The organism is Paenibacillus nitricinens, assembly GCF_052056485.1.
In the GTDB taxonomy this organism is placed as follows: Bacteria; Bacillota; Bacilli; order Paenibacillales; family Paenibacillaceae; genus Paenibacillus_AQ; species Paenibacillus_AQ nitricinens.
Genome location: NZ_CP183948.1, coordinates 5,274,710 through 5,297,715, shown reverse-complemented (window position 1 = coordinate 5,297,715; position 23,006 = coordinate 5,274,710). Strand labels below are relative to the sequence as shown.

19 protein-coding genes are annotated in these 23,006 nt (G+C 45.4%); 16 read left to right on the top strand and 3 right to left on the bottom strand.

The genetic code is table 11. The annotated features are described in order from the left end of the window. Nucleotides 1-103: 103 nt before the first annotated feature. The gene (gene leuS, locus ACN6KS_RS23665) at nucleotides 104-2,554 is read left to right on the top strand and encodes a leucine--tRNA ligase (RefSeq protein ID WP_094872674.1); all 2,451 of its coding nucleotides are present in this window, start codon (nucleotides 104-106) and stop codon (nucleotides 2,552-2,554) included. 65 nt (nucleotides 2,555-2,619) lie between these two features. Here leuS and comER read toward each other — a convergent pair whose 3' ends face one another. Continuing rightward, nucleotides 2,620-3,465, bottom strand: coding sequence for a late competence protein ComER (gene comER, locus ACN6KS_RS23660; protein ID WP_280788901.1), 846 nt, complete (start codon nucleotides 3,463-3,465; stop codon nucleotides 2,620-2,622). A 186-nt stretch (nucleotides 3,466-3,651) separates the two neighbouring features. On the opposite strand from comER, the gene ACN6KS_RS23655 reads away from it, so the two are divergent. From ACN6KS_RS23655 to ACN6KS_RS23630, 6 genes are all read left to right on the top strand, one after another. After that, the gene (locus tag ACN6KS_RS23655; RefSeq protein WP_440960629.1) at nucleotides 3,652-4,290 is read left to right on the top strand and encodes a helix-hairpin-helix domain-containing protein; all 639 of its coding nucleotides are present in this window, start codon (nucleotides 3,652-3,654) and stop codon (nucleotides 4,288-4,290) included. Between the two features lie 114 nt (nucleotides 4,291-4,404). Continuing rightward, nucleotides 4,405-4,923, top strand: a complete 519-nt coding sequence (locus ACN6KS_RS23650; RefSeq protein WP_440960628.1) for a deoxycytidylate deaminase — start codon at nucleotides 4,405-4,407, stop codon at nucleotides 4,921-4,923. A gap of 117 nt (nucleotides 4,924-5,040) precedes the next feature. Continuing rightward, nucleotides 5,041-7,719, top strand: a complete 2,679-nt coding sequence (locus tag ACN6KS_RS23645) for a ComEC/Rec2 family competence protein (RefSeq protein ID WP_440960627.1) — start codon at nucleotides 5,041-5,043, stop codon at nucleotides 7,717-7,719. A gap of 444 nt (nucleotides 7,720-8,163) precedes the next feature. Continuing rightward, nucleotides 8,164-8,703 carry an RNA polymerase sigma factor gene (locus ACN6KS_RS23640; protein ID WP_094872680.1) on the top strand — a complete coding sequence of 180 codons (540 nt, stop codon included), beginning with the start codon at nucleotides 8,164-8,166 and terminating at the stop codon, nucleotides 8,701-8,703. Continuing rightward, a complete protein-coding gene (locus ACN6KS_RS23635; protein WP_440960626.1) occupies nucleotides 8,700-9,818 on the top strand; it encodes a hypothetical protein in 1,119 nt (372 codons plus the stop codon). Before ACN6KS_RS23640 ends, ACN6KS_RS23635 begins: the two co-directional genes overlap by 4 nt. A gap of 72 nt (nucleotides 9,819-9,890) precedes the next feature. Then, nucleotides 9,891-10,907, top strand: coding sequence for a LacI family DNA-binding transcriptional regulator (locus ACN6KS_RS23630; RefSeq protein ID WP_440960625.1), 1,017 nt, complete (start codon nucleotides 9,891-9,893; stop codon nucleotides 10,905-10,907). Nucleotides 10,908-11,308: 401 nt separating this feature from the next. On the opposite strand, the gene ACN6KS_RS23625 is transcribed toward ACN6KS_RS23630, so the two are convergent. After that, nucleotides 11,309-12,259, bottom strand: a complete 951-nt coding sequence (locus ACN6KS_RS23625) for a sugar kinase (protein WP_440960624.1) — start codon at nucleotides 12,257-12,259, stop codon at nucleotides 11,309-11,311. 345 nt (nucleotides 12,260-12,604) lie between these two features. On the opposite strand from ACN6KS_RS23625, the gene ACN6KS_RS23620 reads away from it, so the two are divergent. From ACN6KS_RS23620 to holA, 5 genes are all read left to right on the top strand, one after another. Beyond that, nucleotides 12,605-13,246, top strand: coding sequence for a bifunctional 2-keto-4-hydroxyglutarate aldolase/2-keto-3-deoxy-6-phosphogluconate aldolase (locus ACN6KS_RS23620; RefSeq protein WP_094872686.1), 642 nt, complete (start codon nucleotides 12,605-12,607; stop codon nucleotides 13,244-13,246). 237 nt (nucleotides 13,247-13,483) lie between these two features. Next, entirely contained in the window at nucleotides 13,484-13,720 is a 237-nt protein-coding gene (locus ACN6KS_RS23615; protein ID WP_042191032.1) for a hypothetical protein, read from the top strand. Between the two features lie 384 nt (nucleotides 13,721-14,104). Further along, on the top strand, nucleotides 14,105-14,653 hold the full coding sequence (locus ACN6KS_RS23610) for an RNA polymerase sigma factor (protein ID WP_036677530.1): 549 nt from the start codon (nucleotides 14,105-14,107) through the stop codon (nucleotides 14,651-14,653). Beyond that, entirely contained in the window at nucleotides 14,650-15,903 is a 1,254-nt protein-coding gene (locus ACN6KS_RS23605; RefSeq protein ID WP_341135514.1) for an anti-sigma factor family protein, read from the top strand. Before ACN6KS_RS23610 ends, ACN6KS_RS23605 begins: the two co-directional genes overlap by 4 nt. A 278-nt stretch (nucleotides 15,904-16,181) precedes the next feature. Continuing rightward, entirely contained in the window at nucleotides 16,182-17,201 is a 1,020-nt protein-coding gene (holA, locus tag ACN6KS_RS23600) for a DNA polymerase III subunit delta (RefSeq protein ID WP_094872689.1), read from the top strand. A 222-nt stretch (nucleotides 17,202-17,423) separates the two neighbouring features. Here the strand turns inward: holA and rpsT are convergent, their stop codons facing one another. Next, nucleotides 17,424-17,696 (bottom strand): 30S ribosomal protein S20, encoded by a 273-nt coding sequence (rpsT, locus tag ACN6KS_RS23595; protein WP_042130412.1) that lies wholly within the window; start codon nucleotides 17,694-17,696, stop codon nucleotides 17,424-17,426. 311 nt (nucleotides 17,697-18,007) lie between these two features. On the opposite strand from rpsT, the gene gpr reads away from it, so the two are divergent. The 4 genes from gpr (at nucleotide 18,008) to lepA (ending at nucleotide 22,982) form a co-directional block, all read left to right on the top strand. After that, nucleotides 18,008-19,009: a GPR endopeptidase gene (gpr, locus tag ACN6KS_RS23590; RefSeq protein WP_094872691.1), complete on the top strand. Its 1,002-nt coding sequence runs from the start codon at nucleotides 18,008-18,010 to the stop codon at nucleotides 19,007-19,009. 158 nt (nucleotides 19,010-19,167) lie between these two features. Then, nucleotides 19,168-20,484: a stage II sporulation protein P gene (locus ACN6KS_RS23585; RefSeq protein ID WP_094877372.1), complete on the top strand. Its 1,317-nt coding sequence runs from the start codon at nucleotides 19,168-19,170 to the stop codon at nucleotides 20,482-20,484. Nucleotides 20,485-20,547: 63 nt separating this feature from the next. Continuing rightward, nucleotides 20,548-21,033 carry a hypothetical protein gene (locus ACN6KS_RS23580; protein ID WP_094872694.1) on the top strand — a complete coding sequence of 162 codons (486 nt, stop codon included), beginning with the start codon at nucleotides 20,548-20,550 and terminating at the stop codon, nucleotides 21,031-21,033. A gap of 134 nt (nucleotides 21,034-21,167) precedes the next feature. Further along, nucleotides 21,168-22,982 (top strand): translation elongation factor 4, encoded by a 1,815-nt coding sequence (lepA, locus tag ACN6KS_RS23575; protein ID WP_036677511.1) that lies wholly within the window; start codon nucleotides 21,168-21,170, stop codon nucleotides 22,980-22,982. Nucleotides 22,983-23,006: the final 24 nt, after the last annotated feature.

Below are 23,006 nucleotides of genomic sequence, written 5' to 3'. Positions count from 1 at the left end.
TTATATTTCTTGCATAAACGCTTACCGTCCTTATAAGGATGCCGATGGCAGTTTATGCTTGGTTAAGAAATCTAAGTAGTAACACTCCAAGGAGGAGCAGACAATGAGCGACAATCAAACAAACAGTATACCTGCCGGCGGTTACCGGGCACAGGCTATTGAGCCCAAGTGGCAAAAGTTCTGGGATGAGAACAAAAGTTTTAAGACAGGTGAAGATCCAACCAAACCGAATTTCTATGCACTGGATATGTTCCCGTACCCTTCAGGTGCAGGACTGCATGTAGGTCATCCAGAAGGCTACACAGCAACGGATATCGTATCCCGTTACAAACGGATGCGTGGTTTTAACGTGCTGCACCCGATGGGCTGGGATGCTTTTGGACTTCCTGCAGAGCAGTATGCCATGGATACTGGTCAGCATCCACGTGATTTTACAGATAAGAACATCGATAATTTCCGTCGTCAGATCAAATCGCTGGGTTTCTCCTACGACTGGGATCGCGAGATCAGCACTACAGATCCAGATTATTACAAATGGACGCAGTGGATTTTCATCCAGTTGTACAACAAAGGCTTGGCTTATGTAGCAGAAGTACCTGTTAACTGGTGCGAGGCACTGGGTACAGTACTTGCCAACGAGGAAGTTATTGACGGTAAAAGTGAGCGCGGAGGACATCCGGTTGTCCGCAAACCGATGCGTCAGTGGATTCTGAGAATTACTGAATATGCTGAGCGTCTGCTAGAAGATCTGGAAGAGCTGGATTGGTCTGAAAGCATTAAGGATATGCAGCGCAACTGGATCGGCAAATCCACAGGTGCAGAAGTGAACTTTGAAATTGAAGGTCACGACGCTAGCCTGACCGTGTTTACAACACGTCCAGATACATTGTTCGGAGCGAGCTACTGCGTATTAGCACCAGAGCATGAACTGGTTGATGCCATTACAACAGAAGCACAACGCGCAGCGATTGCAGAATATCGTGTGAAAGCTTCTCATAAGAGCGATCTTGAACGTACAGATTTGGCTAAAGAGAAGAGCGGTGTATTCACGGGTGCGTATGCAATCAATCCTGTGAATGGTTCTAAGACGCCGATCTGGATTGCAGATTATGTACTTGCCGGATATGGAACGGGTGCGATCATGGCGGTTCCAGGTCACGATACACGCGACTGGGAATTTGCTAAACAATTCGGCCTGGATATCGTGGAAGTCGTGCAAGGTGGCAACGTTGAAGAAGAGGCATATTCCGGAGACGGACCGCATGTCAATTCTGATTTCTTGAATGGCCTTAAGAATGAAGAAGCAATTGCGAAGATGATTGCTTGGCTGGAAGAGAAGGGCGTAGGTAAAGGTAAAGTAACCTATCGTCTGCGTGATTGGCTGTTCAGCCGTCAACGCTACTGGGGAGAGCCGATTCCAATTTTGCATCTGGAAGACGGTACAATGAAGACTGTTCCGGTTGATCAGCTGCCGCTGGTACTGCCTGATGTAGATGCGATCAAACCATCGGGTACTGGGGAGTCTCCACTTGCCAATGTAACAGATTGGGTGGAAACGATCGATCCTGAGACTGGTATGAAGGCTCGCCGTGAGACCAACACCATGCCGCAATGGGCGGGCAGCTGCTGGTACTACCTGCGTTACATTGATCCGAAGAACGATCAAGAGCTGTGCTCCCCAGAGAAGCAAAAAGCATGGCTTCCAGTGGATCTGTACATTGGTGGAGCCGAGCATGCCGTGCTTCACTTGCTCTATGCACGTTTCTGGCACAAAGTGCTTTATGATATCGGCGTAGTAGAAACGAAAGAGCCTTTCCATAAGCTGGTTAACCAAGGTATGATTCTTGGAAATAATAATGAAAAAATGAGTAAATCACGCGGAAATGTCATCAACCCTGATGAGATTGTTGAAGCTTTTGGTGCAGATACACTGCGTGTCTATGAAATGTTTATGGGCCCTCTGGAAGCAACCAAGCCTTGGAATGAAAAGGGTGTTGAAGGGGTTCACCGGTTCTTGTCCCGTGTATGGCGCCTGTTCGTGAATGAGGAAGGTAAGCTCAATTCCAAAATCACAGCAGATGGCGGAACGGAAGAGTTCAAACGTACTTGGCACAAAACGATTAAGAAAGTTACTGAGGATTTCGAGCATCTGCGTTTCAATACGGCGATTAGCCAGTTGATGATTTTCATTAACGATGCCTACAAGCAAGAAACGTTGTCCCATGAAGCTGCCGAACATTTTGTGCAAATGTTGTCACCACTGGCACCGCATATTGCTGAAGAGCTATGGCAACTGCTTGGTCATGAAGGAAGCATCAGCTACGTGGCTTGGCCAACTTATGATGAAGCATGGACAGTTGATGCTGAGGTTGAAATCGTTATTCAGGTGAATGGTAAAATCGTACAACGCGCATTGATTCCGCTGGATATGGGTCAGGAAGAAATGCAAGCTCATGCGCTGGCACTTCCTAATGTAAGTGCAGCTGTAGAAGGTAAAACCGTACGCAAGATTATTGCGGTTCCTGGCAAGCTTGTAAATATTGTAGTGGGTTAAGCGAAGAACGCAATTCTGCCCGCAGCATCGGAGAAATCCGTGCTGCGGGCTTTGTTGTTCTAACGTTATTTCGGACCTTGATTAATAGTGTCATGTCCGAATAGTTCATCAAGCTTAATAACATCCTCATCATATTTATCATGCGTTGTCGTGATGAGGCGTTCAAATACACCATCTAGACTGGTACGTAAGTGGTTTAACGCTTCTGCGGTAATGCCGCCGCGAACAGCGACCCGTTCTTGAAGCTCTTGCGGGGTAAACTCACCTTCTGTCAGCAATTTTCCTGTACCCAGCAGCATTTCACCAGCAAGTCGGCTGATTAATGTCTCTTCAATTCCAGTGGCCTCAACAGCTGCTTCAATCCAGCGCTCAATGAAATAGCTTAAGAACGCAGGTCCGCAGCTGGAGAAATCAGAAGCGATTCGGGTATGTGCCTCTTGGATTTCTAAGGGGACACCTATGAAAGACAATAGCTGTAGCAGTACAAGCCTGTCTTCTTTATTAAGCCTGCTGCCAAAAATGCACAGTGAAGTCCCACTCTTGACGCAGTGCGTAATGCTTGGGATAATCTTAGCGATTTTGGACGGCAAAGCGGATTCCAGATGATGCAATTGAACTGGACTTGTAATGGATACGACGATTTGCTCACTCCGGAGACATGAGCCGATCTCATTGGTTAATGTTTTAAATTCAAGCGGCTTTACGCATAAAAAAACGATATCACTTCCTAACGCTGTCTCCCTATTGCTTCCGCAAATGGAAATGCCGGGGTGACGCTTCTCAAGCTCGAGCAGCTTATTCAGACTGCGGTTGCTGGCAAGCACATCACACGGTTCCAGCGCTCCGGAAGAAAGAAAGGCGTCGATCAGCAGGCTGCCCATGCTGCCTGTTCCGATAAATCCTACTTTCACCTGTGGTTCCTCCTTTCTAGCATTGCTTTTTACTAACTGACATGAATTCTCTTCGTTATATGTATGCAGGATAGCCTTGGACAAATGACAGGTTTTGTATGAATTATTAAAGGGAATTCCAATTAAAGGAATGTATGAAGATTCACAAAAAAGTATAGGACGAATTTTCGTGAGGGGGAGTGCATTTTGAATAAAGGGAGTATAGTGCTCGGAGTGGCTGTAGCTTTACTAGGTAGCGGACTGTTATGGGCTGCTGGGAGTAAGGGGGATTCCGGCATTGCCGGATGGGAGACCTTGAATGGAAGCATGGAACAAGCGGTTGGAGTCGCTGAGCCTGATGAAGCTTCAGCCTTAGAGGGCGGTGTGGGAAGTCAGCAGACGAAGGTAGATAAGCAAAGTGCTGGGAAAGTTACAGTGGGGGCCGAAGCCACTGGGAAGACTGATGCTTCTGGGAAAACTGATAGTGCCGGAAAGGCTGAAGTTAGTGATAAGTCTGATGCTGCTCAGAAGGTGAAGGATACTGCACAAGCAGATCATACTGTCCCGACTCCAGTAGATGAAAAAGGGACAACGGTTACTGGAGAGAATGCTTTGGAGGCGCTTGAGGTTACCACGTCAGTCGCTTCACAGGAAGGTAAAATAAATGTGAACACTGCGGGTGCTAAGGAGCTGATGGATCTCCCGGGCATCGGAGAGAAGAAGGCACAGACTATAATCGAGTACCGCAACCGTGAAGGGGCTTTTCGTAGTCTGTCAGATTTGGGGAAGGTGAAGGGGATCGGGCCCAAAATGCTGGAAAAGCTAAAGCCTTTAGTAATATTTTAAGATATAAGGGTATTGAAGGTACTGTTGAATGTGCTACAACCGTTGTCCTAGTGAATACTTGCGGGGATGTGTTACAATAGTTAACAACTATTTAGAAGGATATGGAGATTGATTATGACTGCTGCTTATCGTAAAGACTGGGATACTTACTTCATGGACATTGCCTGCATGGTCTCCACTCGTTCACGCTGTAATCGCCGACATGTAGGTGCTGTGCTGGTACAAGGCAAGAAGTTGCTAGGAACAGCGTACAACGGGGCGCCAATGGGCGTACCTGATTGTTCAGAGGCAGGCTGTATGCTCTCGGAGCAATATGAAATGGAAATCGTGGATGGCGTACAGACGATGGTGAAGAAACAGCGCTGTATTCGCACGATTCATGCGGAACAGAATCTTTTGCTATTTACAGACCGGATCGATCGGGAAGGCAGTACCGTCTATGTGACAGATGAGCCTTGCTGGACCTGCGCCAATATGCTGGCGAACAGTGGTATCGTGGAAATTGTGTATTACCGACCTTACCGTAAGGATATGGAAAAGGTTGAAGCGATGATGGCTGCCAAGGGTATCATATTTCGCCAATTGGAGAACTATGAGCCGCCAAGTGAAACGATGATCAAAGTATCGGAATAGCTGATCTGTATAACACCAATTTAATAAGATGGCTTGAGGAAGAACCTCTCGTGCGCTTTTATGGCGTATGCAGAGGTTCTTTTTTTGTATCCAGTATTGTGAAAGGGGAATGGGCACGTGAAGGAAAGACCCTTGTTAAGCTTTACAGTATGTTGGGTGGCTGGAAGCGCAGCGGCTTGCTTAAGCTCAGGGAGCGGACTGCTATTGGCGTGGGCAGGATTAATACTTTTACTGGTGAGTCTTAGGGTGTGGGGAACAGTAAGCTGGAAATACATAGCCGTGTTGTGTTTATCCATTTCTTTAGCGGCTGGATATTGGAAGTGGAACGAAGCTCGAAATATTAGCGGAATACCTGAAGCGCTGGGTAGCACGATTGCAGAGTTGAATGGGAGTCCCGTGGAAGCTAGAGGCATGATCATTTCCGTTGTGGAACGGGATGGGGATCGGGTTGATTTTACAATGAAGCTCTCACATATGAACCTGCTTGCAGAGGGAGATGAAAAAGCATCTAATCCTGTGGAAGAGCAGGATGAAAAGGTAGAGGGTGAGTTAATCGCAGTGCAGATCAAACTTCTGGCCGAGCATGAAATTACTGTTGCTGCGAAGTGGCGAAGAGGGGATGAGGTGCTGCTTAATGGCGTGCTGGAAGAGCCGGCAGTAGCGCGTAATTTTGGAGGCTTCAATTATCGTGCCTATTTACATACGAAGAAGATTCATTGGCTATTGAAGGGGCAGGGGGCCGAAAATGTAAGGGTAACCGTGCCAGATTCATGGAGTCTGTTAACGATTTTTCGCTTAAATGATAGCGCGCGGATGGCTCTTGGGGCAGAGCTCGATCAACTTTTTCAAGAACGTCACTCTGGGTATATGAAGGGCTTAATCATTGGGATGCAGGATGATCTTGATCCGGATACCTTTAAGCAGTTCTCGCAGCTCGGTTTGACGCATATTCTCGCCATTTCAGGTATGCATGTAGCGGTGTATGTAGGTGTTCTTTTATTTCTGTTCAGGCGCTTACGGCTGACAAAAGAGACGGCACTAACGCTCACCTTCATACTTGTTCCTGTATATGTCCTCTTGTCGGGTGCGGGCCCGTCCATTGTGCGTGCGGGGCTGATGAGTATGATTGCCCTGCTCGCTGCACGAGTTGGGATGCTGAAGGATGGACTGAATATTTTGGCGGCATCGGCACTGGTTATGTTGATCTGGAATCCTTATATGCTGCTCAGTGTCAGCTTCCAGCTGTCTTTTCTGGTGACCCTTGGCTTAATGGTTTACGTTCCGCTTATGAATCCTCTTTTGAGCATACTGCCACGCTGGCTTAAAGGTGCGGTCTCTGTGACGTTAGTGGCCCAATTAGTTTCTTTCCCGCTCACGATTTATTATTTTAATCAGTTTTCGCTACTATCCTTTGTCGCCAATTTGGTCTTTGTACCTTTGATTACCTTTGTAGTATTGCCGCTAGGGACGCTTGCACTACTGCTTGGACGACTGTGGGAAGATGCTGCATACGTACTGGCGCATGTTACGGAGCTGCTGAATAACTTTACTTTTTTCGCTGTGGAATGGATCAATAAATTTGCCGGTGGAGTTTTGATTTGGGGCTCACCTTCACTGCTGTGGATCGAGGTGTACTATGTTTTATTGTATGGTCTGCTGTATGTTGCCAAGCTAAGAAAGGAAACTCGTTCTGCACCGCAATATATGGAGGATGAGACGAGACCATTAACGGAGGCTGGTTTACCTGTGAACAGTCACGGTGGGTTTGGGAGAGTGGGGAATTCACAGTTTGCTATTGATGGTTCCAAGGTTGGACGCTGGAGCGGGGCGATTGTTCTACTGTTGGCAGTAGGGCTGGTGATGCTGCTGTATTGGGGTTATCAGTCGGACGGTCAAGCAGGCAGAGGTACAATTAGTTATCTGGATATTGGACAAGGCGACAGCATTCTCATCACTACATCGAGCGGAGCACATATTCTAGTGGACGGTGGCGGAACCTTAAACTTTGGTCAAAAAGAAGAGTGGCGCGTTCGCCGAAGTCCGTTCGAGGTTGGCGCTAAAGTGCTGGTTCCTCTGCTGAAAAAACGTGGTATCCACCGTTTAGATGTCATTATTTTGACACATGGAGATCAGGATCATGCCGGAGGACTTCAAGCCGTGTTGGAAGAGATTCCGGTTTCGGCATTGCTTTTTAATGGGACAATAGTTGATCGCGAGTTTTATATGGGGATGATGCGGACTGCGCTAGAGAGGGATGTTCAGTTGTATGCTGTGCATCAAGGAAAGACCCTTTCCCCGGATGATAAGACGAAGCTGTCCTTTTTATGGCCGGAGGGAAGGGGTGGAGAAGCGTCGGGTAATCCTTATCAGAATGGCATTCCTCTACTGGAAGAGCAGAACCACGATTCGGTAGCTTTTCGCTTAGAGATGAATGGTAGGAACTTTCTATTCACCGGAGATATGGATTTGGAAGCCGAGGAGGAGATTGTAGAGCAGGCTAAGCAAAAGGGGATTAGCACTGGACCTGTCATTGATGTGTTGAAGGTGGCTCACCATGGGAGCAAGACATCCACTGGCGAAACTTGGTTAAAATTCTGGCAGCCTGCAGCAGCGGTGATCTCAGCGGGTGTTAATAATCTGTATGGTCATCCGAAAGCTGAGGTGTTGGAGCGATTGCAAGATAACCAAGCATCTATTTTCCGGACGGATCAGCAGGGGGAAATACAGATGCGGGTGCGGGCAGAGGGGGTTGAAGTGCGATATAAGTTGGTGGAGGCATTGCATTTTGTGCAATAGAACGCACTCCAAGATAGCGGGATCTTCATTCTGTTGTACTTTGTACACTCAAAATGAGGAAAAGCGCCTATTTCTGTGGATTTTAAGAGTATCTATTGCATGAAGTGCAACAGATACTCTCTATGGCGTTGAAAAATCAATTTCTATTGCACGAAATGCAATAGAACGCTTTTTACAGATATATCTGAGTCCGGAGAAAAGCAAGGTTTATCATTATCCTCCGATTACGGGCGACAAACTTACAAAGAGAGCAACAATCAAGATTCAGATCAGCCCTATCAGATATCCGAGCACTACCGATGACGTTTAGACGTTCATCGGTGGTGCTTTTTAATAGACAGATATAGAGAATATACTGTTAAGTAATGTAAAACCTAATTATTTATTTTATAGGGAACTTTTTCAAGTTTGGAAAGTCATATTAGGCAAGGGGTGAGACGAAACATGCTAAGCGAAGATATGCCATATGCAGAAGCGTATGCGTCCGAAATGACCTTGCGGGAAATGATGGAGGCGTATGGATCGGATGTGTGGAATTATGCTTTTTTCTTAACTAGAAGCCGTGAGCAAGCGAATGATATTAGCCAAGAAGTATTTTTGAAGGCATATAAAAATGTGGGGAAGTACCGGGGACAATCGTCGATGAAGACCTGGCTGCTCACGATTACTAGAAATACAGCCTTCAGCTGGAGCAAAAATAGCTTTTGGCGCAGATTCATACCATTTGGAGATCAACCTGTTACTGTAAATGCTCCGTCTGCAGAAAGAGAAGCGCTCGGCAATCAGTATGCGAACCGAATCTGGGAAATTATTATGAACCTACCAGATAAGAATAGAGAGGTGCTTGTACTGGATATTCAGTATGGACTATCGATCGGCGAAATGTCCGATTTACTGAATGTACCACAAGGGACTGTGAAATCTCGGCTCGCGCGAGCGAGGGAGAAGGTTAAGCAAGCCATTCAGAAGGAGGAGAGAGAATGAAAGGCAAAGCTGATAATAGTAATCCAGTGATGATCGGACAGACTGATTGGTATGCGCAAGCAGGCAAAAGACCTTTTATTGAAGATGGCTTTACACCTGAGCTGATGATGCGGATTGAGCAGGCTGCTGTGCTAAAAAATAAAAGTCGCGGACGTTATCGAATAAACAAAAGTGTGTTACTGACCAGTGTGGCTATGATTTTGTTGATAGGTGCACTTAACTTGCCTATAGGCGCATGGAAGAGTCATGGTCCAGTCCAATCTTCATCGGTGCAGTCACAAGCCGCAGCGATACTACCTTCTTCTACTCCTGTTACTAATGACAAAGCGTCAGAGCCTCCGACAAGTCCAGCAGAGTTTGAGATTAGCGGTAAGAAATACTACATGCCTTTGCCAATGAGCAGAGATAAGACTAAAGCATATGCCGTTGAGACAACAGCGGGAATCCTTTGGTCGCCGCCACCCCCGATGGTTGACTACAAGAAGCCAAAGTACACACATCCTACAGAACCGTTCACCCTTTACCTGAGCTCGAAGGACCAGACGGAGCTATCGGCTTCTTCGGCTACTAGGATTTATACATTTCCTCTTTATGCTGGAAGTGCAAGTACTTATCAATATATGAATGGATTCTATGGAGCGGGAGATTATATCCTGCTGAGTTCCTCCACGCGAACTTTAGGTTCAGACAAACCGGAGAATGGTAGAATTTCAATGCTTAATGTTAAAAAAGCAATGGCTGGAGAAACTGTGGTACCGACGGATCTTACGAACTTTGATGAAACACTGTTAAGCTACAAGTATTTATTCGCTGTGGATAAGGAGAATGAATATCTCGTAATAAGTTACCTAGAATACCCGGTAGATAAGACATACCAAGACAAAACAGTGCTTTATGATCTAGAGACCTTAAGCATTCGATCAACTGCAACAACCAAAGGGTTTAAAGAGATTAAGGGAGAAACATTAACCATGGATTATGAAGTGGATGGGGTACTGCGCAAAGCGGATATTATTGTGAAGGGTGGGCTAGGATGGATAGATGAAGATTGGGCCTTTTTATCAGAAGAGCAACGAAATGAGCTGTATCACGAATTTATGAGTCAGACTCCTTAGTAGATAATTCACCCAATAAAAGCTATACTTTTTGATAAAGTATTTTCTTTTGAGAAGAGTGGAGCCGAAGCGATGAAGAAGTTAACGATTGATGATGTGGCTCAAAAAGCGGGAGTGTCGAAGAGTACAGTCTCCCAATTTTTGAACAAACGTTTTAAATATATGAGTGAAGCGACGAAGAATCGGATTGAGGCTGTGATCGAGGAGCTCAATTATCAACCGAATGGACTTGCGCGCAGTCTGAAACAGAATCGGACGCATATGGTCGGAATCATCGTTGCTAATATCGATTATTCGCTGTCTATTCAATGTATCCGGGCGATCGAGAACGAGCTGCAGCAACACGGGATTCAAGTAATCATATGCAATGCCGATGAGAATGCGGAAAAAGAAAGTAAGTACGTCGAAACCTTAGTCGCCCGACAGGTGGACGGTTTAATTATTTTTCCGACAGGGAACGATCCGTCTGCTTACAGTCGGCTGATCGAGTCTGACTTTCCGCTAGTGTTTATGGATCGTCTGGTAGATGGAATCACCACGCAGAGTTTGCTGCTCGACAATGAAATGGCGGCCAAGATAGGTGTGGGGCAGCTGACTCAGCAAGGACATGAGCGAATCGCTCTCGTATCCCTTCCATTAGGTGAACATGCGATTACCCCTCGTAAAGAGCGGATCAGTGGTTATAAAAAAGCGATGGAAGAAGCCGGCATACCTCTGCGTGAGGAATATATCTGTAGTGTGCCAAAAGAAGAATTAGCTACAGGACTGAAGCGCCTTTTAGCATTGCCGGACCCTCCGACAGCGCTATTGGCTACGAACGATATCACGCTAGCAGAGATTTTGAAATATGCGAATCGAAATGCGATCGCTATTCCGGAACAATTGTCTGTCATCGGTATAGATGATGCGGAATTCGCGCAAATTTATAATCCAGTCATTACAACGATTCGTCAGCCTGCATACGAAATGGGTATGCAAGCCGCTAAGATTATACTCTCTTGTATTGAGGACAAGGGTGCTTCCGTTCCAATCACCTATCGATTCCCGCCGTCCTTGCAACAAGGGCAATCTGTGAAGTTATATAACTGACTACAAGCTATAGAAGCACAAAAAAATGCCGTTCCACAGATCAACTGTGAGACGGCATTTTTTAATAATAAAACTCCCGAGCTGCTAGATTATAAGGCTGCAACGTTGTTGTTTCTTCTTATGGTTAATTGTACTTTCTGCAACTATTTTAGTTTGTGCTTCCTGAATTGAGAGTTTAATTGTATTTTGTGCAGTTATTTCTGCGGGAAATTGCTGACAGCGATGTTCACCTGGTTGTTAAATGTATAAAGTGCAATTAAAGGTGAGAAGAAACGATTTTGACTCGATATAGTTGTATAGAGTACAGCTATGTTGTGTAGATTTGGTTGCGTTCAGCTATTTATGAGAATTACAGAAGTTTACAGAGATTATGTTGCGAAAGCTGACTCAAATCTATGTGCTTAAACCTCCTGCTGCATAAACTTCGCAAGCTCCTCACGGGTCGGAAGTCCATCCATATCGCCAGGCGACATGACGGCTAACGCACCGATCGCATTGCCGCGTTTGACGGCCTCAACAATCGGAAGCTTTTCCAACATTGCGCTGATTACACCAACAGCAAACCCATCACCTGCACCTACGGTATCAACGACCTGCTCTACCTTAAACCCGTCTACATAACCTTCTCCTTCAGCGGATTTATAGTAAGCGCCTTCAGGTCCGAGCTTGATGACGACTAAGCTGACGCCACGCGCCAGATAATAGTCCGCAATCTCTTCTGGCGTATTTAGACCTGTAAGAATCTTGCCTTCACCGAGTCCTGGAAGGAACCAATCACAGCGTGTAGCCAGATCATTGATCGTCTTCACCATTGTTTCTGTATCCGGCCATAAGCTAGGGCGCAGATTTGGATCGAGAGAGACCGTCTTTCCTTGTCGCTTCATAAACTCCATAGCATGAACAGAGAATTCATGACAGCTCTTGGATAAGGCGGCGGAGATACTTGTTACGTGTAAATGTCCTGCAGCATTAAAGTATGCCTCGTCAAAATCAACCAGACTAAGCTTGGAGGCCGCGGAATTTTTGCGGAAGTATTCGACTTTAGGATCGCCAGTAACAACCTTTGATTTGATTAACATACCCGTTGAATTTTCTTTAGTAAAAGTAATGTTGGCGGTATCAATGTTTTCTTTCTTCATTGCTTGCGCAATGAAATGACCAAAGTTATCTTCGCCAAGCTTCGTAACATAACCTGTAGGATGATTTAAGCGCGATAAGCCTGTAGCTACATTGCTCTCGGCACCTGCCAACGCTTTGGAGAACGAAAACACTTCATGCAGGGGACCCGTTTCATTCGCATAAAACATCGCCATCGGCTCCCCGAAAGTGACGGCATCTAACTGTTTACTCATTTGAGTTCCTCCTAGGGTAATGAATTTATCCCAGTACAATGATGTATAATTTGAAAGTATCACATAAATCGGTTTTGTACAATAAAAGAATGATTTTTAATTCGTATGGTGTTTTGGGGAAAAGAAAATAATCGACCAACAAATCCGTATAATACAAGGGTTTATTGGTCGATTTAACAAATTGATATCTCTATATCCATAAAAATGTATTGACTGTTAACCTTATTATTATTACTATCTGATTATAGATTATATCGTTTTAATTAGTAAATTTAATAAAAAAGTTTATCTAAATTAGTATTTCATATTCATCTACGATCGTACCAAGAGAAAGGGAGTCTACTGATGAAGAAAATGAAAGTATTGCAGAATGTGGCGTCCGTTGGAGTTGTAGCCGTAATTCGTGCTGATAGTGCTGAGGAAGCTTTTAAAATGTCCGTTGCTTGTATCGAAGGCGGTTTGAATAATATTGAGGTAACTTTTACTACTCCGGACGCGGATGTGGCGATTAAACGATTGGTAGCGGAGTACGGAGATCGCGCAGTGATTGGAGCAGGAACTGTACTTGATCCATTAACGGCGAGAATAGCCATTCTTGCAGGCTCGGAATTTGTGGTCAGTCCCTCTTTTGAAGCGGAGACAGCTAAAATGTGTAATCTTTATGGGATTCCGTACATGCCTGGCTGCATGACATTAAATGAAATGAAGGAAGCATTGAAGTTTGGTGTGGATGTGCTTAAGCTGTTCCCTGGCAGTGCGTTTGGTCCGGATTATGTGAAAGCGGTTAAAGGCCCTATGCCACATGTGAACATTATGCCAACAGGTGGCGTGGATCTGAATAATATGGAAAAGTGGATTGCCAACGGCTGTATAGCAGTAGGTATCGGGGGCAATTTGACTGCACCTGCGAAGGATGGACGATACGATCAGATTACCGATCTTGCGGCTCAGTATGTGGCAAAATTTAAAGAGATAAAAGGTATTTGATCAGGTATGTTTCTTAATTTCGAATAAATAGATTTATTGAAGGTTGTATAGCTGACACATGTCAGCCGTACAACCTTTTTGTATACTTATTTTCCGACATTCGGATTTTCTTACATTATATGTTTTCATAAAGTATAGAATGAGGACAAAGGCAATAAACTATAAAGTAGAAGAGTTATGATGTTTGACTGACGTCTACGAATTGGAATGGTTTATTATCGGACCGGGAGTGAGTATATGCCTGCTTATCATGATAAAAAGCTGTATCTTGCAGCTGATGAAGAGGATGCGGAATACGTAGAAATTGCGTCGGCATTCCATGGTTGTAAGGTGACGGAGGGCCAGATCTATAGATTAGAGCGGAATTACAATAACCCTCATATTTTTGAGAATGGAGAGGCGTATGTTGTGGATGATGAAACTAGGGACAACTACGCAGTGTTCATGCTCTGCAAGATTGTGTTATATAAATAGAGTTATGTGCTCGATTCTAAGGTTCTTTCTTGTTTACTGACGGCTTCTTTTCCGATAGGAGGATAAGCCGTTTTTTTTGGAAATGGGAGATATTTCTTACCTAAACGCTTGCCGGCCATATTGCGATGCCGAAGGCGTTTATACTTGTGTCATTTTTGTTATAAAGTTATTCAAAAGAGTATTTGAATGATTGAAGTTTCCCCTGTATGCTTAGTAGGAATTATTGACTGTGAAATGCTATGAAATGTGCGATAGCGCTTTATAAAAGATGGCTTAACATGACGTTCTTAGAAAAGTTTGGTATTCTAAAAATATTAATTACAGGGTTGCAACAAATTCGCAGTCTTGCGCGTCAGTAAGATTGCATAGAGAGGGGGAACCTTCGTGGTGGAGCAGGGACTCATCAGAGCCGCTCAAGCGGGCGATCGCGACGCTCTAATCACCCTATTGCGAGAAATTGAAGGGCATGTATATAAAACCGCCTTCTACATTTTGCATAATGAACAAGATGCGCTGGATGCATCTCAGGAGGCCTTGATCCGGGTTTATACCAAAATCGGTTCATATGAGGAAAAGGCCCAGTTCAAAACGTGGGTTCAGCGAATCGTTACCAATATTTGCATTGATAAATTCAGAAGAACTAAACCTACAGTTTCTATTGATGAGCATGAAATGGTGTTTCAGGATAAACACAATGTGGAACGTGAGGTTCTGTCTTCTTATTTAGCTGAGGATATACGTGAAGCGATTGATCAATTGCCCGAGCATCATCGGACAGTCATCGTCCTGCGCTATTTACAAGATTTTTCTTACAACGAGATTGCAGACTGCCTGGATTTGCCTTTGAATACAGTGAAATCATATCTGTTTAGGGCCAGACAGCAGCTGCAGAATAGACTTCAGGAGTACCAGAAAGGTGGTGTATCGGGATGAAATGCGCGGAGGTGATGGAATGGATGCACCGCTATATAGACCAAGACTTGAGCCAAGATGAGATTGTTGAGATGTTCCGTCATATCGATAATTGTCCTTCCTGCGCGGAAGTCTTTGAGCGGCTGACACTTCTCTCCAAAGAATTGGAGCAGTTGCCAGACGTGAAACCCCCGTTTAGTCTGGTTGACTCTATTTTACCTCAGCTTGCAGAATTGGATCGAAGCAGCCGTGAACAAAGCGCTGTGAGAACCGAGGAACCAGTTGTAGTTCCATTTTCACGTGAAAGCTCCCGCGGTAAACCTTCCAAGGGAACTTCTATAGCAGCACGGACAGGCATTGGAGCTATCGCAGCTGCCGTAATATTAGGGATCGCTATTTTTAATATGCCAGATAAAATGCCTGGGGCAGAGGTAGAACAAATGATGCAGGATAGTAGTAAAGCGACCAGCGATAGTGCTGATAATATGGCTATTGAATCGCAAGCCTCTACTTCTGCTGATTCATATGAGGCTGCGCCTGCTAATAGCGGAATCGATTCGGGGGCTCTACCAGCTGCTCCTGATGTGAATGAGGATAACGCTGCATTAGATAGAGCGATGGGGCCGGTAGACCCTGCGTCGATGCCGACTTCTCCAACAGAAACTAATGCTGGATCTGGAGGAAGATCGATACCGGAACCAACAAATAATGTGAAGCCCAAACCTACGGAGAAGATTATGACGCCGAAGCCGGATACTGTAACGAAAGTTCAAACTCCGGATACTAGTGCTGGCAGTAATAATCAGTTCAAGGCTGATAAGAAGGATCAACCTGGTTCTATAGATAAAGGAATCGCAGCTGATTCAGCGCCACCTACGGAGGAATCATTAGATAGTGCGAATGATTTTAGGAGAGAGGTTATGGGCTTTAACATTTCTAGTGATTCCAATGATTCTAATGTGCAGACTTGGACTTCCCCTGATGGGCATTATGCCGTTGAGTTTGTTGGATTACAGCTTGTTATTTATAAGAATTTACCCGAAGGTTCGGTGGAAGATAGGACTGCAGTGACTTCTTATCCATTAGAAGGAAATTGGATTTCTGGAGAATGGTCGGCGGATAGCTCGCAGTTTACGTATGTGACGGAGAAAGATGGTGTGAATACCACTAAGGTGTACACTGTACAGGAAGCGTCAGCAGCTTCTTCAACGCCGGTTACAACACCTGGGGCGACACCATCGAAGACTCCGTCTTCAATGTCAACAAATTAAATTGAGGCTGGAACATTTTTCGGAGTTTCAGAATATACTATAGCAACCGGACAGGAACTAGAAAGTATAGGATTTGAAGAACATCGGTATGACCGTCGGATGGGAAGTTTCTAGGGCTTCTCACTCCGGCGTTTATATAGATGCGCCGCTTAAACGGAGGGGCTTTGGCCATGGCTGCCAGAGTTTCTCCGTTTTTGCATGTGCATTTATGTCGTTTTTTTTGCTACAATAGGAATCTGGGCAAATTGGGCTAGATGAATGGAAAAGGAAGTGGCGGAATGGATGCCAAAACGGCGATAAAAGAAATCAAACAAGGGAAAATCTCGCCGCTGTACCTTTTGTACGGCAGTGAAAAATTTCGAATGAATGAATTTGCGGCATTGCTGGAAGACCAGCTAATTGCTAAAGAGGATCGTGATTTCGCAGTTATTCCCTTTGATCTCTCGGAGACGCCGGTGCAGGCTGTGATAGAAGAAGCAGAGACTGTACCTTTTATGGTAGAACGTAAATTATTGCTGGTGCGGGACGCATCTTTATTTACAGCGGGAAAAGAAAATGCCAAACTTGAGCATCGTATAGATATTTTAAGTGATTATTTGCAGCATCCTGTAGATTTCAGTGTGATTGTCTTTATGGTGAATAATGACAAGCTGGACGAGCGTAAGAAAATTGTGAAGACCGTTAAAACGGCGGGTACGGTATTAGCTTTCAACCCGCTAGGGGCAGAAGAGCTGCTGCGCTGGGTAGAGAAAGGGATTCGTGAGCGAGGTTGTACGATGGCATCTGGTACCGCAGAGATTCTTATCACTAATGCGGGGACAGGTTTGCAGGGCTTATCCGCGGAAATGGACAAGCTATGTTTGTTCGCTGGTAAGGGCGGAACCGTAGACGCAGAAGCAGTAGAGAGTCTGGTGCATCGCGGAACGGAACAAAATGTGTTTACGCTTGTAGAGGATATCGCTAACCTGCGTCTAGATAAGGCGCTTGATACGCTGTATGAGCTGTTGAAGCAGCGGGAAGAACCCATTAAGATTGCTGCGCTGATTGCACGGCAGTTCCGGATTATTTTGCAGGTGAAGGATTTATCAGCTCATAGTTATTCGCAAGGTCAGATTGCCTCACAGATCGGACTTCATCCTTATGCAGTAAAGCTTGCAGGGGAGCAGGCCCACAAGTTCTCAAGTGAACGTCTGCGTCAAATTTTAAGTGCACTGGCTGATCTGGATTATAAAATGAAGACAGGAGCTATAGATAAAGTGCTTGGTCTGGAGTTGTTTATGTTACGGCTAGGTACTTGAGCTAAGTAGTGGATAACTTTATGACGAATCACTATTATGAAATGAAAAAAGAGAAAAGTTGATCGTTCAAGAAAACTACCTTTCTAAGGTGGTTTTTTTCATTCAACTAACGTCTACAAGGAGGAAACTATTACTTATATTTATAGAATAGTAGGCACAAAAAAACCCAACCGTATGAAACATAGCGGTCAGGTTCTTCAATTGCTCATTATGAATGTCGTCCTAGGCTTGAGCCTTAAGAGCGTTCAATTTCTTCGCCAAGCGGGATTTTTTGCGGGCAGCCGCATTTTTATGAACCAGACCTTTAGTTACGGCCTTGTCCAGCTTTTTGGAAGCAGCTTGGAAAGCAGCTTGAGCAGTTTCAACTTCCGTACCTGTCAGTGCTACATCAGCAGTTTTCACAGCTGTACGAAGCGCGGATTTTTGGGAAGCGTTCAGTGCACGGCGTTTTTCGTTCGTGTTTACGCGTTTAACCGCGGATTTAATATTTGGCATTGCATTCACCTCCTGTAAGACATTCGAAATCATTATCAAATGATTCACAACTTAAAATAGTTTAGCATGACCGGTAGTAAAAAGCAATACTTAAAGCTTTCAAATTAAACCATTTTAACCTGCATAAACAAGGGCTTTCTCTCGCACACTATCGACAAAAGAGCATAGGCAGAAGCTTGCAATTTGAGTTTTTGTTTGAAGTAACTCAAGGGAAGCGTCTGCTCACAAAACTAAGTATCGCTTACGAAGCAAGTTTTGCTCGAAGTAATTCAATGGAGCGATGCTTACAAAACTTTTAGGAGGCTGGAACAATGGAACCGGATCTGCAGCTATATTCGGTACGCACGGACTTGGCGTTAGAGGCGAAGGAAATGGCTCAAGGGCCACAAAGGACGCCAATTCCTGGTGTAAACGAAGAAGTGGAAGAGTCTGATGGGATAAAAGTTACCCGGCTTGGTGTGGCTAACGCTGCCGGATCACAGGCGATAGGTCGCGCGATTGGGAATTATGTCACCCTTGAGGTGCCGGCATTGCGCGGTGGAGATACTGGCTTGCAGCAAAAAGTAGCTGAAGTCTTTGCTCGCGAATTCGAGGACTTCCTGACTAGGATTGGGATTGGAAAGGATGCATCTGTACTGATCGTTGGACTGGGAAACTGGAATGTGACTCCAGATTCATTGGGGCCGCTGGTGGTGGAGAATGCGCTCATTACTCGGCAATTTTATGAGCTCGTGCCGGATCAGGTCTCTCCTGGCTACCGTAAGGTAAGTGCTATTGCTCCAGGGGTGTTAGGGTTGACCGGTATCGAGTCGAGTGAAGTTGTACAGGGGATCGTGGATCGTACCAAGCCGGATCTCATCATTGCCATTGATGCGCTGGCATCCCGTTCACTGGAACGGATCAATACGACAATTCAAATTGCCGACATCGGTATTCACCCTGGTTCGGGGATTGGCAATAAACGGCGCGGATTAACACAGGAAATTCTGGGTGTTCCTTGTGTTGCTATCGGTGTTCCTACCGTTTGCTATGCTTCGACCATTGTAAATAATGTGCTGGAGATGATGAAGAATCATTTTGGCAAAGGAGCGGGTCATACTAAGGAAATCATGGGGATGCTGGACGATATTTCCGAGCAAGAGCGACTGTCACTAGTGAAGGAAGTACTGGAGCCGCTTGGACATGATTTGATCGTTACCCCTAAGGAAATCGATGAATTTATTGAAGGCATCGCTAATATTGTTGCGAGTGGACTTAATGCGGCGCTACATGATGCGGTCGATCCTGAGAATGTTGGCGCTTATACCCACTAATTGAATCATAGCTAGCACACAGTCCGGCGGGATGCTGATGTACAGTATCCTGTGCGGGCTTTATGTCAATTCTCTCATTTACGGTTCTACTACTACTCTTTCGCTCATAGATTTGGAGTATAAGAGATTACAGAGGGCTGGAGGAGGACATAAATATAATGAATAAAAAATGGTTTCAGCTTTGGAACATCGGCCGTTTACGTGGAAGAGTGCTGGATGCTTTATCGCTGGGAAGAACGATGCTGCTGCTCGCCGGAGGTTCGCTAGTGTTTTTTATGCTGCTTGGAGCTGGCGGTTTGGCCGGACAGAAGTTGAACTCTTCACCCATTCCATCTATGAAGGGGCTTGCGGCCTCGCTATCCAGTGGATTTTTCATGGAGCTGTTGGGGATGGAAGTACCGCATTTACCGCAGGGGAAAGAGCCTTCCGCTTTTTCAGGTGAAAAAGTAACTTCCTTTGTATTTCAATTGCTGACCAGTGTGAATCCAAGTGATCCGAAGAGTTTAGTCTCTCGTGAAGTGCCAGGCTTGGCAGCGGATGATCCATTTCTTTTGCGACAAGGCTCAGGCGGCTCTACAGGAGCACCTGTTGATTATCATCCGGGAACGGATGAACTTGCTGAGGGCGGGGAAGAAGTTGATCCGTCTGCTCCAAACGAAGTGGACAAGCCTGAAGATCCCCCAGCACAGCAGCCTGAAGCGACGATAGCTCCATCTCCTGAGCCATCAGCAGCTGCAGGAGGTACGGATAAGAGTGATCCGCAAAGCGAGACAGATAATCCCAAGGACACCTCGGTTAAACGGATCCTTATCTATCATTCACATCCACGGGAGGCCTTTAACCCTCTACTAGGCGTAGCGAACGAAAATCCAAGCTCGGCGGTTTCTTCTAAAAATGTAATGCTGGTAGGATCATATATTACGAAAAGATTGGAACAACGCGGAATTGGTACCGTTCATGCCAAAGATGATTTTCCAACTAAAATTGCCGACTATAACTGGAATTTTTCCTATAAGTATTCCCGAATGTTGGTTAAATCAGCAATGAGCACAAATCAAGAAATGAGTGAACTTATCGACATTCACCGCGACTCACAGCGTCACGGCAAAACAACTGCAACGATTGATGGGAAAAGTTACGCTCAGGTGTATTTTATTATTGGACATGCGAATAAAGATTGGAAGAAGAACGAAGAGTTTGCAAACAAGATTCATCAAACGATTGAAAAGAGTTACCCAGGAATATCTCGCGGAATATGGGGAAAAGCTGCGGGTAAAGGAAACAACGGGGAGTACAACCAAACCCTCTCACCTAATAGTGTCTTGATTGAAGTGGGCGGTATTGATAATACAGCAGAGGAATTAAAGCGTACGGCTGATATTTTGGCAGATGCTATTGCGGATGTGTACTGGAGCAGTCATGACTCGGAGAAGGTAAATGCTACAGCACCTCAAAAGTCGAACGGAGCTTCTTAAGCTATAGATATTTCATTAGAATAAACAACCTTATTACCAAGTATTTAAGAAGGAGTGGATTACATGTCTCGTTTCGGTAAAAAACTGGTTATGGTCGGTATTTGGGCAGGGGTTGGCATACTGTTAGGTATGCAGTTCAGTGGCAGCGGAGGCGCAACCGTCTCTAAGCTGCTGCCAGGCTGGACCGACCTATCGACTACGCCAACCAGTCAAGTGACGGGCATGCAATCTCAGCCGATTAAGAATGGGGTTACACAAGGTGGGCAGACTTATGTGTATGTTCCGATGGTGATCGACCCTATCACAGGTGCATATACGCCTGTTTCTCCATTGCCTCAGAATAGCAATCCTGCGCCAACTGAAGATCTTCCTCAGCAAGTGGTAGATGGGGATAATACGAAAACTCCGGAGCAGATTCTGATTCCCGAGGAACAAAAGCCGACAGTCGATGTGATAGCGGATAAAACGGCAGGCCTTTTGCAGCAGGCTTCTCAGAAGGGCATACGCTGGGTAGTCTCATTGTTCGATTCTGCGGAAGAATCACAATGATTTCAGGAGAAACAGTTATTTCACGGGTACGTGAATAGCTGTTTCTTCTGTTTTACGTAAGGGCGGGATTGATGGAGTAAGCTTGTACTGTTATAATAAGTGGATTAATATCAGGCTGTCTGTGGGGGTAAGGAATGACTGACGTTCAGAAAAGACAACAACAAATTCGCAATTTCTCGATTATTGCACATATAGACCATGGTAAATCGACACTAGCTGACCGCATTTTGGAATACACGGGGGCACTAACCACGCGTGAAATGCAGGAACAGGTACTCGATCAGATGGATCTGGAGCGCGAACGCGGTATCACAATCAAGCTGCAAGCCGTACGTTTAACCTATCGTGCAGACGATGGTGTAGAATACTATCTCAACTTGATTGATACACCGGGGCACGTCGATTTCACTTATGAGGTTTCCCGCAGTCTTGCAGCATGCGAAGGCGCGTTGCTCGTAGTAGATGCGGCACAAGGGATTGAAGCACAGACGCTTGCCAATGTGTATCTTGCGCTGGATAACAACCTGGAAATTCTGCCTGTCCTCAACAAAATTGATCTACCAAACGCTGACCCAGACCGGGTAAAGCAGGAGATTGAGGATGTTATCGGACTGGATACCAGTGAAGCGGTAATGGCCTCTGCCAAAGCCGGTATCGGGATCAAGGAAATTCTGGAGCAGGTGGTGAAGCAGGTTCCTGCGCCATCCGGTAATTCAGAAGAGCCGCTTAAAGCGTTGATCTTTGACTCTCATTACGATCCTTACAAAGGTGTTATCGTCTATGTGCGCGTAATGGACGGGAAGATCCGTGCGGGATCGAAGATTAAGATGATGGCAACGGAGAAGACCTTCGAGGTCATTGAAGTTGGTGCATTTATGCCGCGTATGACCATTGTCGATGAATTGAACATCGGGGATGTTGGATTTATCGTAGCTGGGATCAAGCATGTTGGAGATACCCGTGTCGGTGATACTGTCACTGACGCAAAGAATCCTACTGCTGAGCCGCTACCAGGCTACCGTAAGATCAACCCGATGGTATATTGCGGGTTATATCCTATTGAGACCTCCGATTATAACGATCTTCGTGAGGCACTTGAGAAGCTCCAGCTGAATGATGCTTCGCTAAGCTTTGAGCCGGAAAGCTCGAGCGCGCTTGGATTTGGTTTCCGTTGCGGATTCCTTGGACTCTTGCATATGGAGATCATTCAAGAGCGGATTGAGCGCGAGTTCAATTTGCCGCTGATTACAACTGCACCGAGTGTTATTTATCGAATCATGCTGACCAATGGCGAAATGATTCAAATTGACAACCCGTCACATTATCCGGAAATCGGAACGATTGACTACATTGAAGAGCCTTACGTTAAAGCAGCAATCATCGTGCCTAACGACTTTGTAGGTACTGTAATGGAGCTGTGTCAGAACAAACGTGGCGAGTTCGTAAATATGGAGTATCTTGATACTAACCGTGTAACGATTACTTACGAGATCCCACTGTCTGAAATCGTTTATGATTTCTTTGATCAGTTGAAATCAGGTACAAAAGGTTATGCATCCTACGACTATGAAATTTGCGGGTACCGTCGTTCGAATCTGGTCAAGATGGATATCTTGCTTAACAATGAGCAGGTTGATGCCTTGTCCTTTATCGTTCACCGTGATCGTGCATACAACCGCGGTCGTATCATCTGTGAGAAACTACGTGGGATTATCCCTCGCCAAATGTTCGAAGTGCCGATTCAAGCCTCTGTGGGTACGAAGGTCGTTGCGCGTGAAACCGTTAAGGCGATGCGCAAAAACGTACTTGCTAAATGTTACGGCGGTGATATTTCGCGTAAGCGTAAGCTGCTTGAGAAACAAAAAGAAGGTAAGAAACGCATGAAGCAAGTCGGCAGTGTCGAGGTACCACAAGAAGCATTCATGGCCGTACTGAAAATCGACGAATAACAAATCTGGAGCATCCAGGATGGA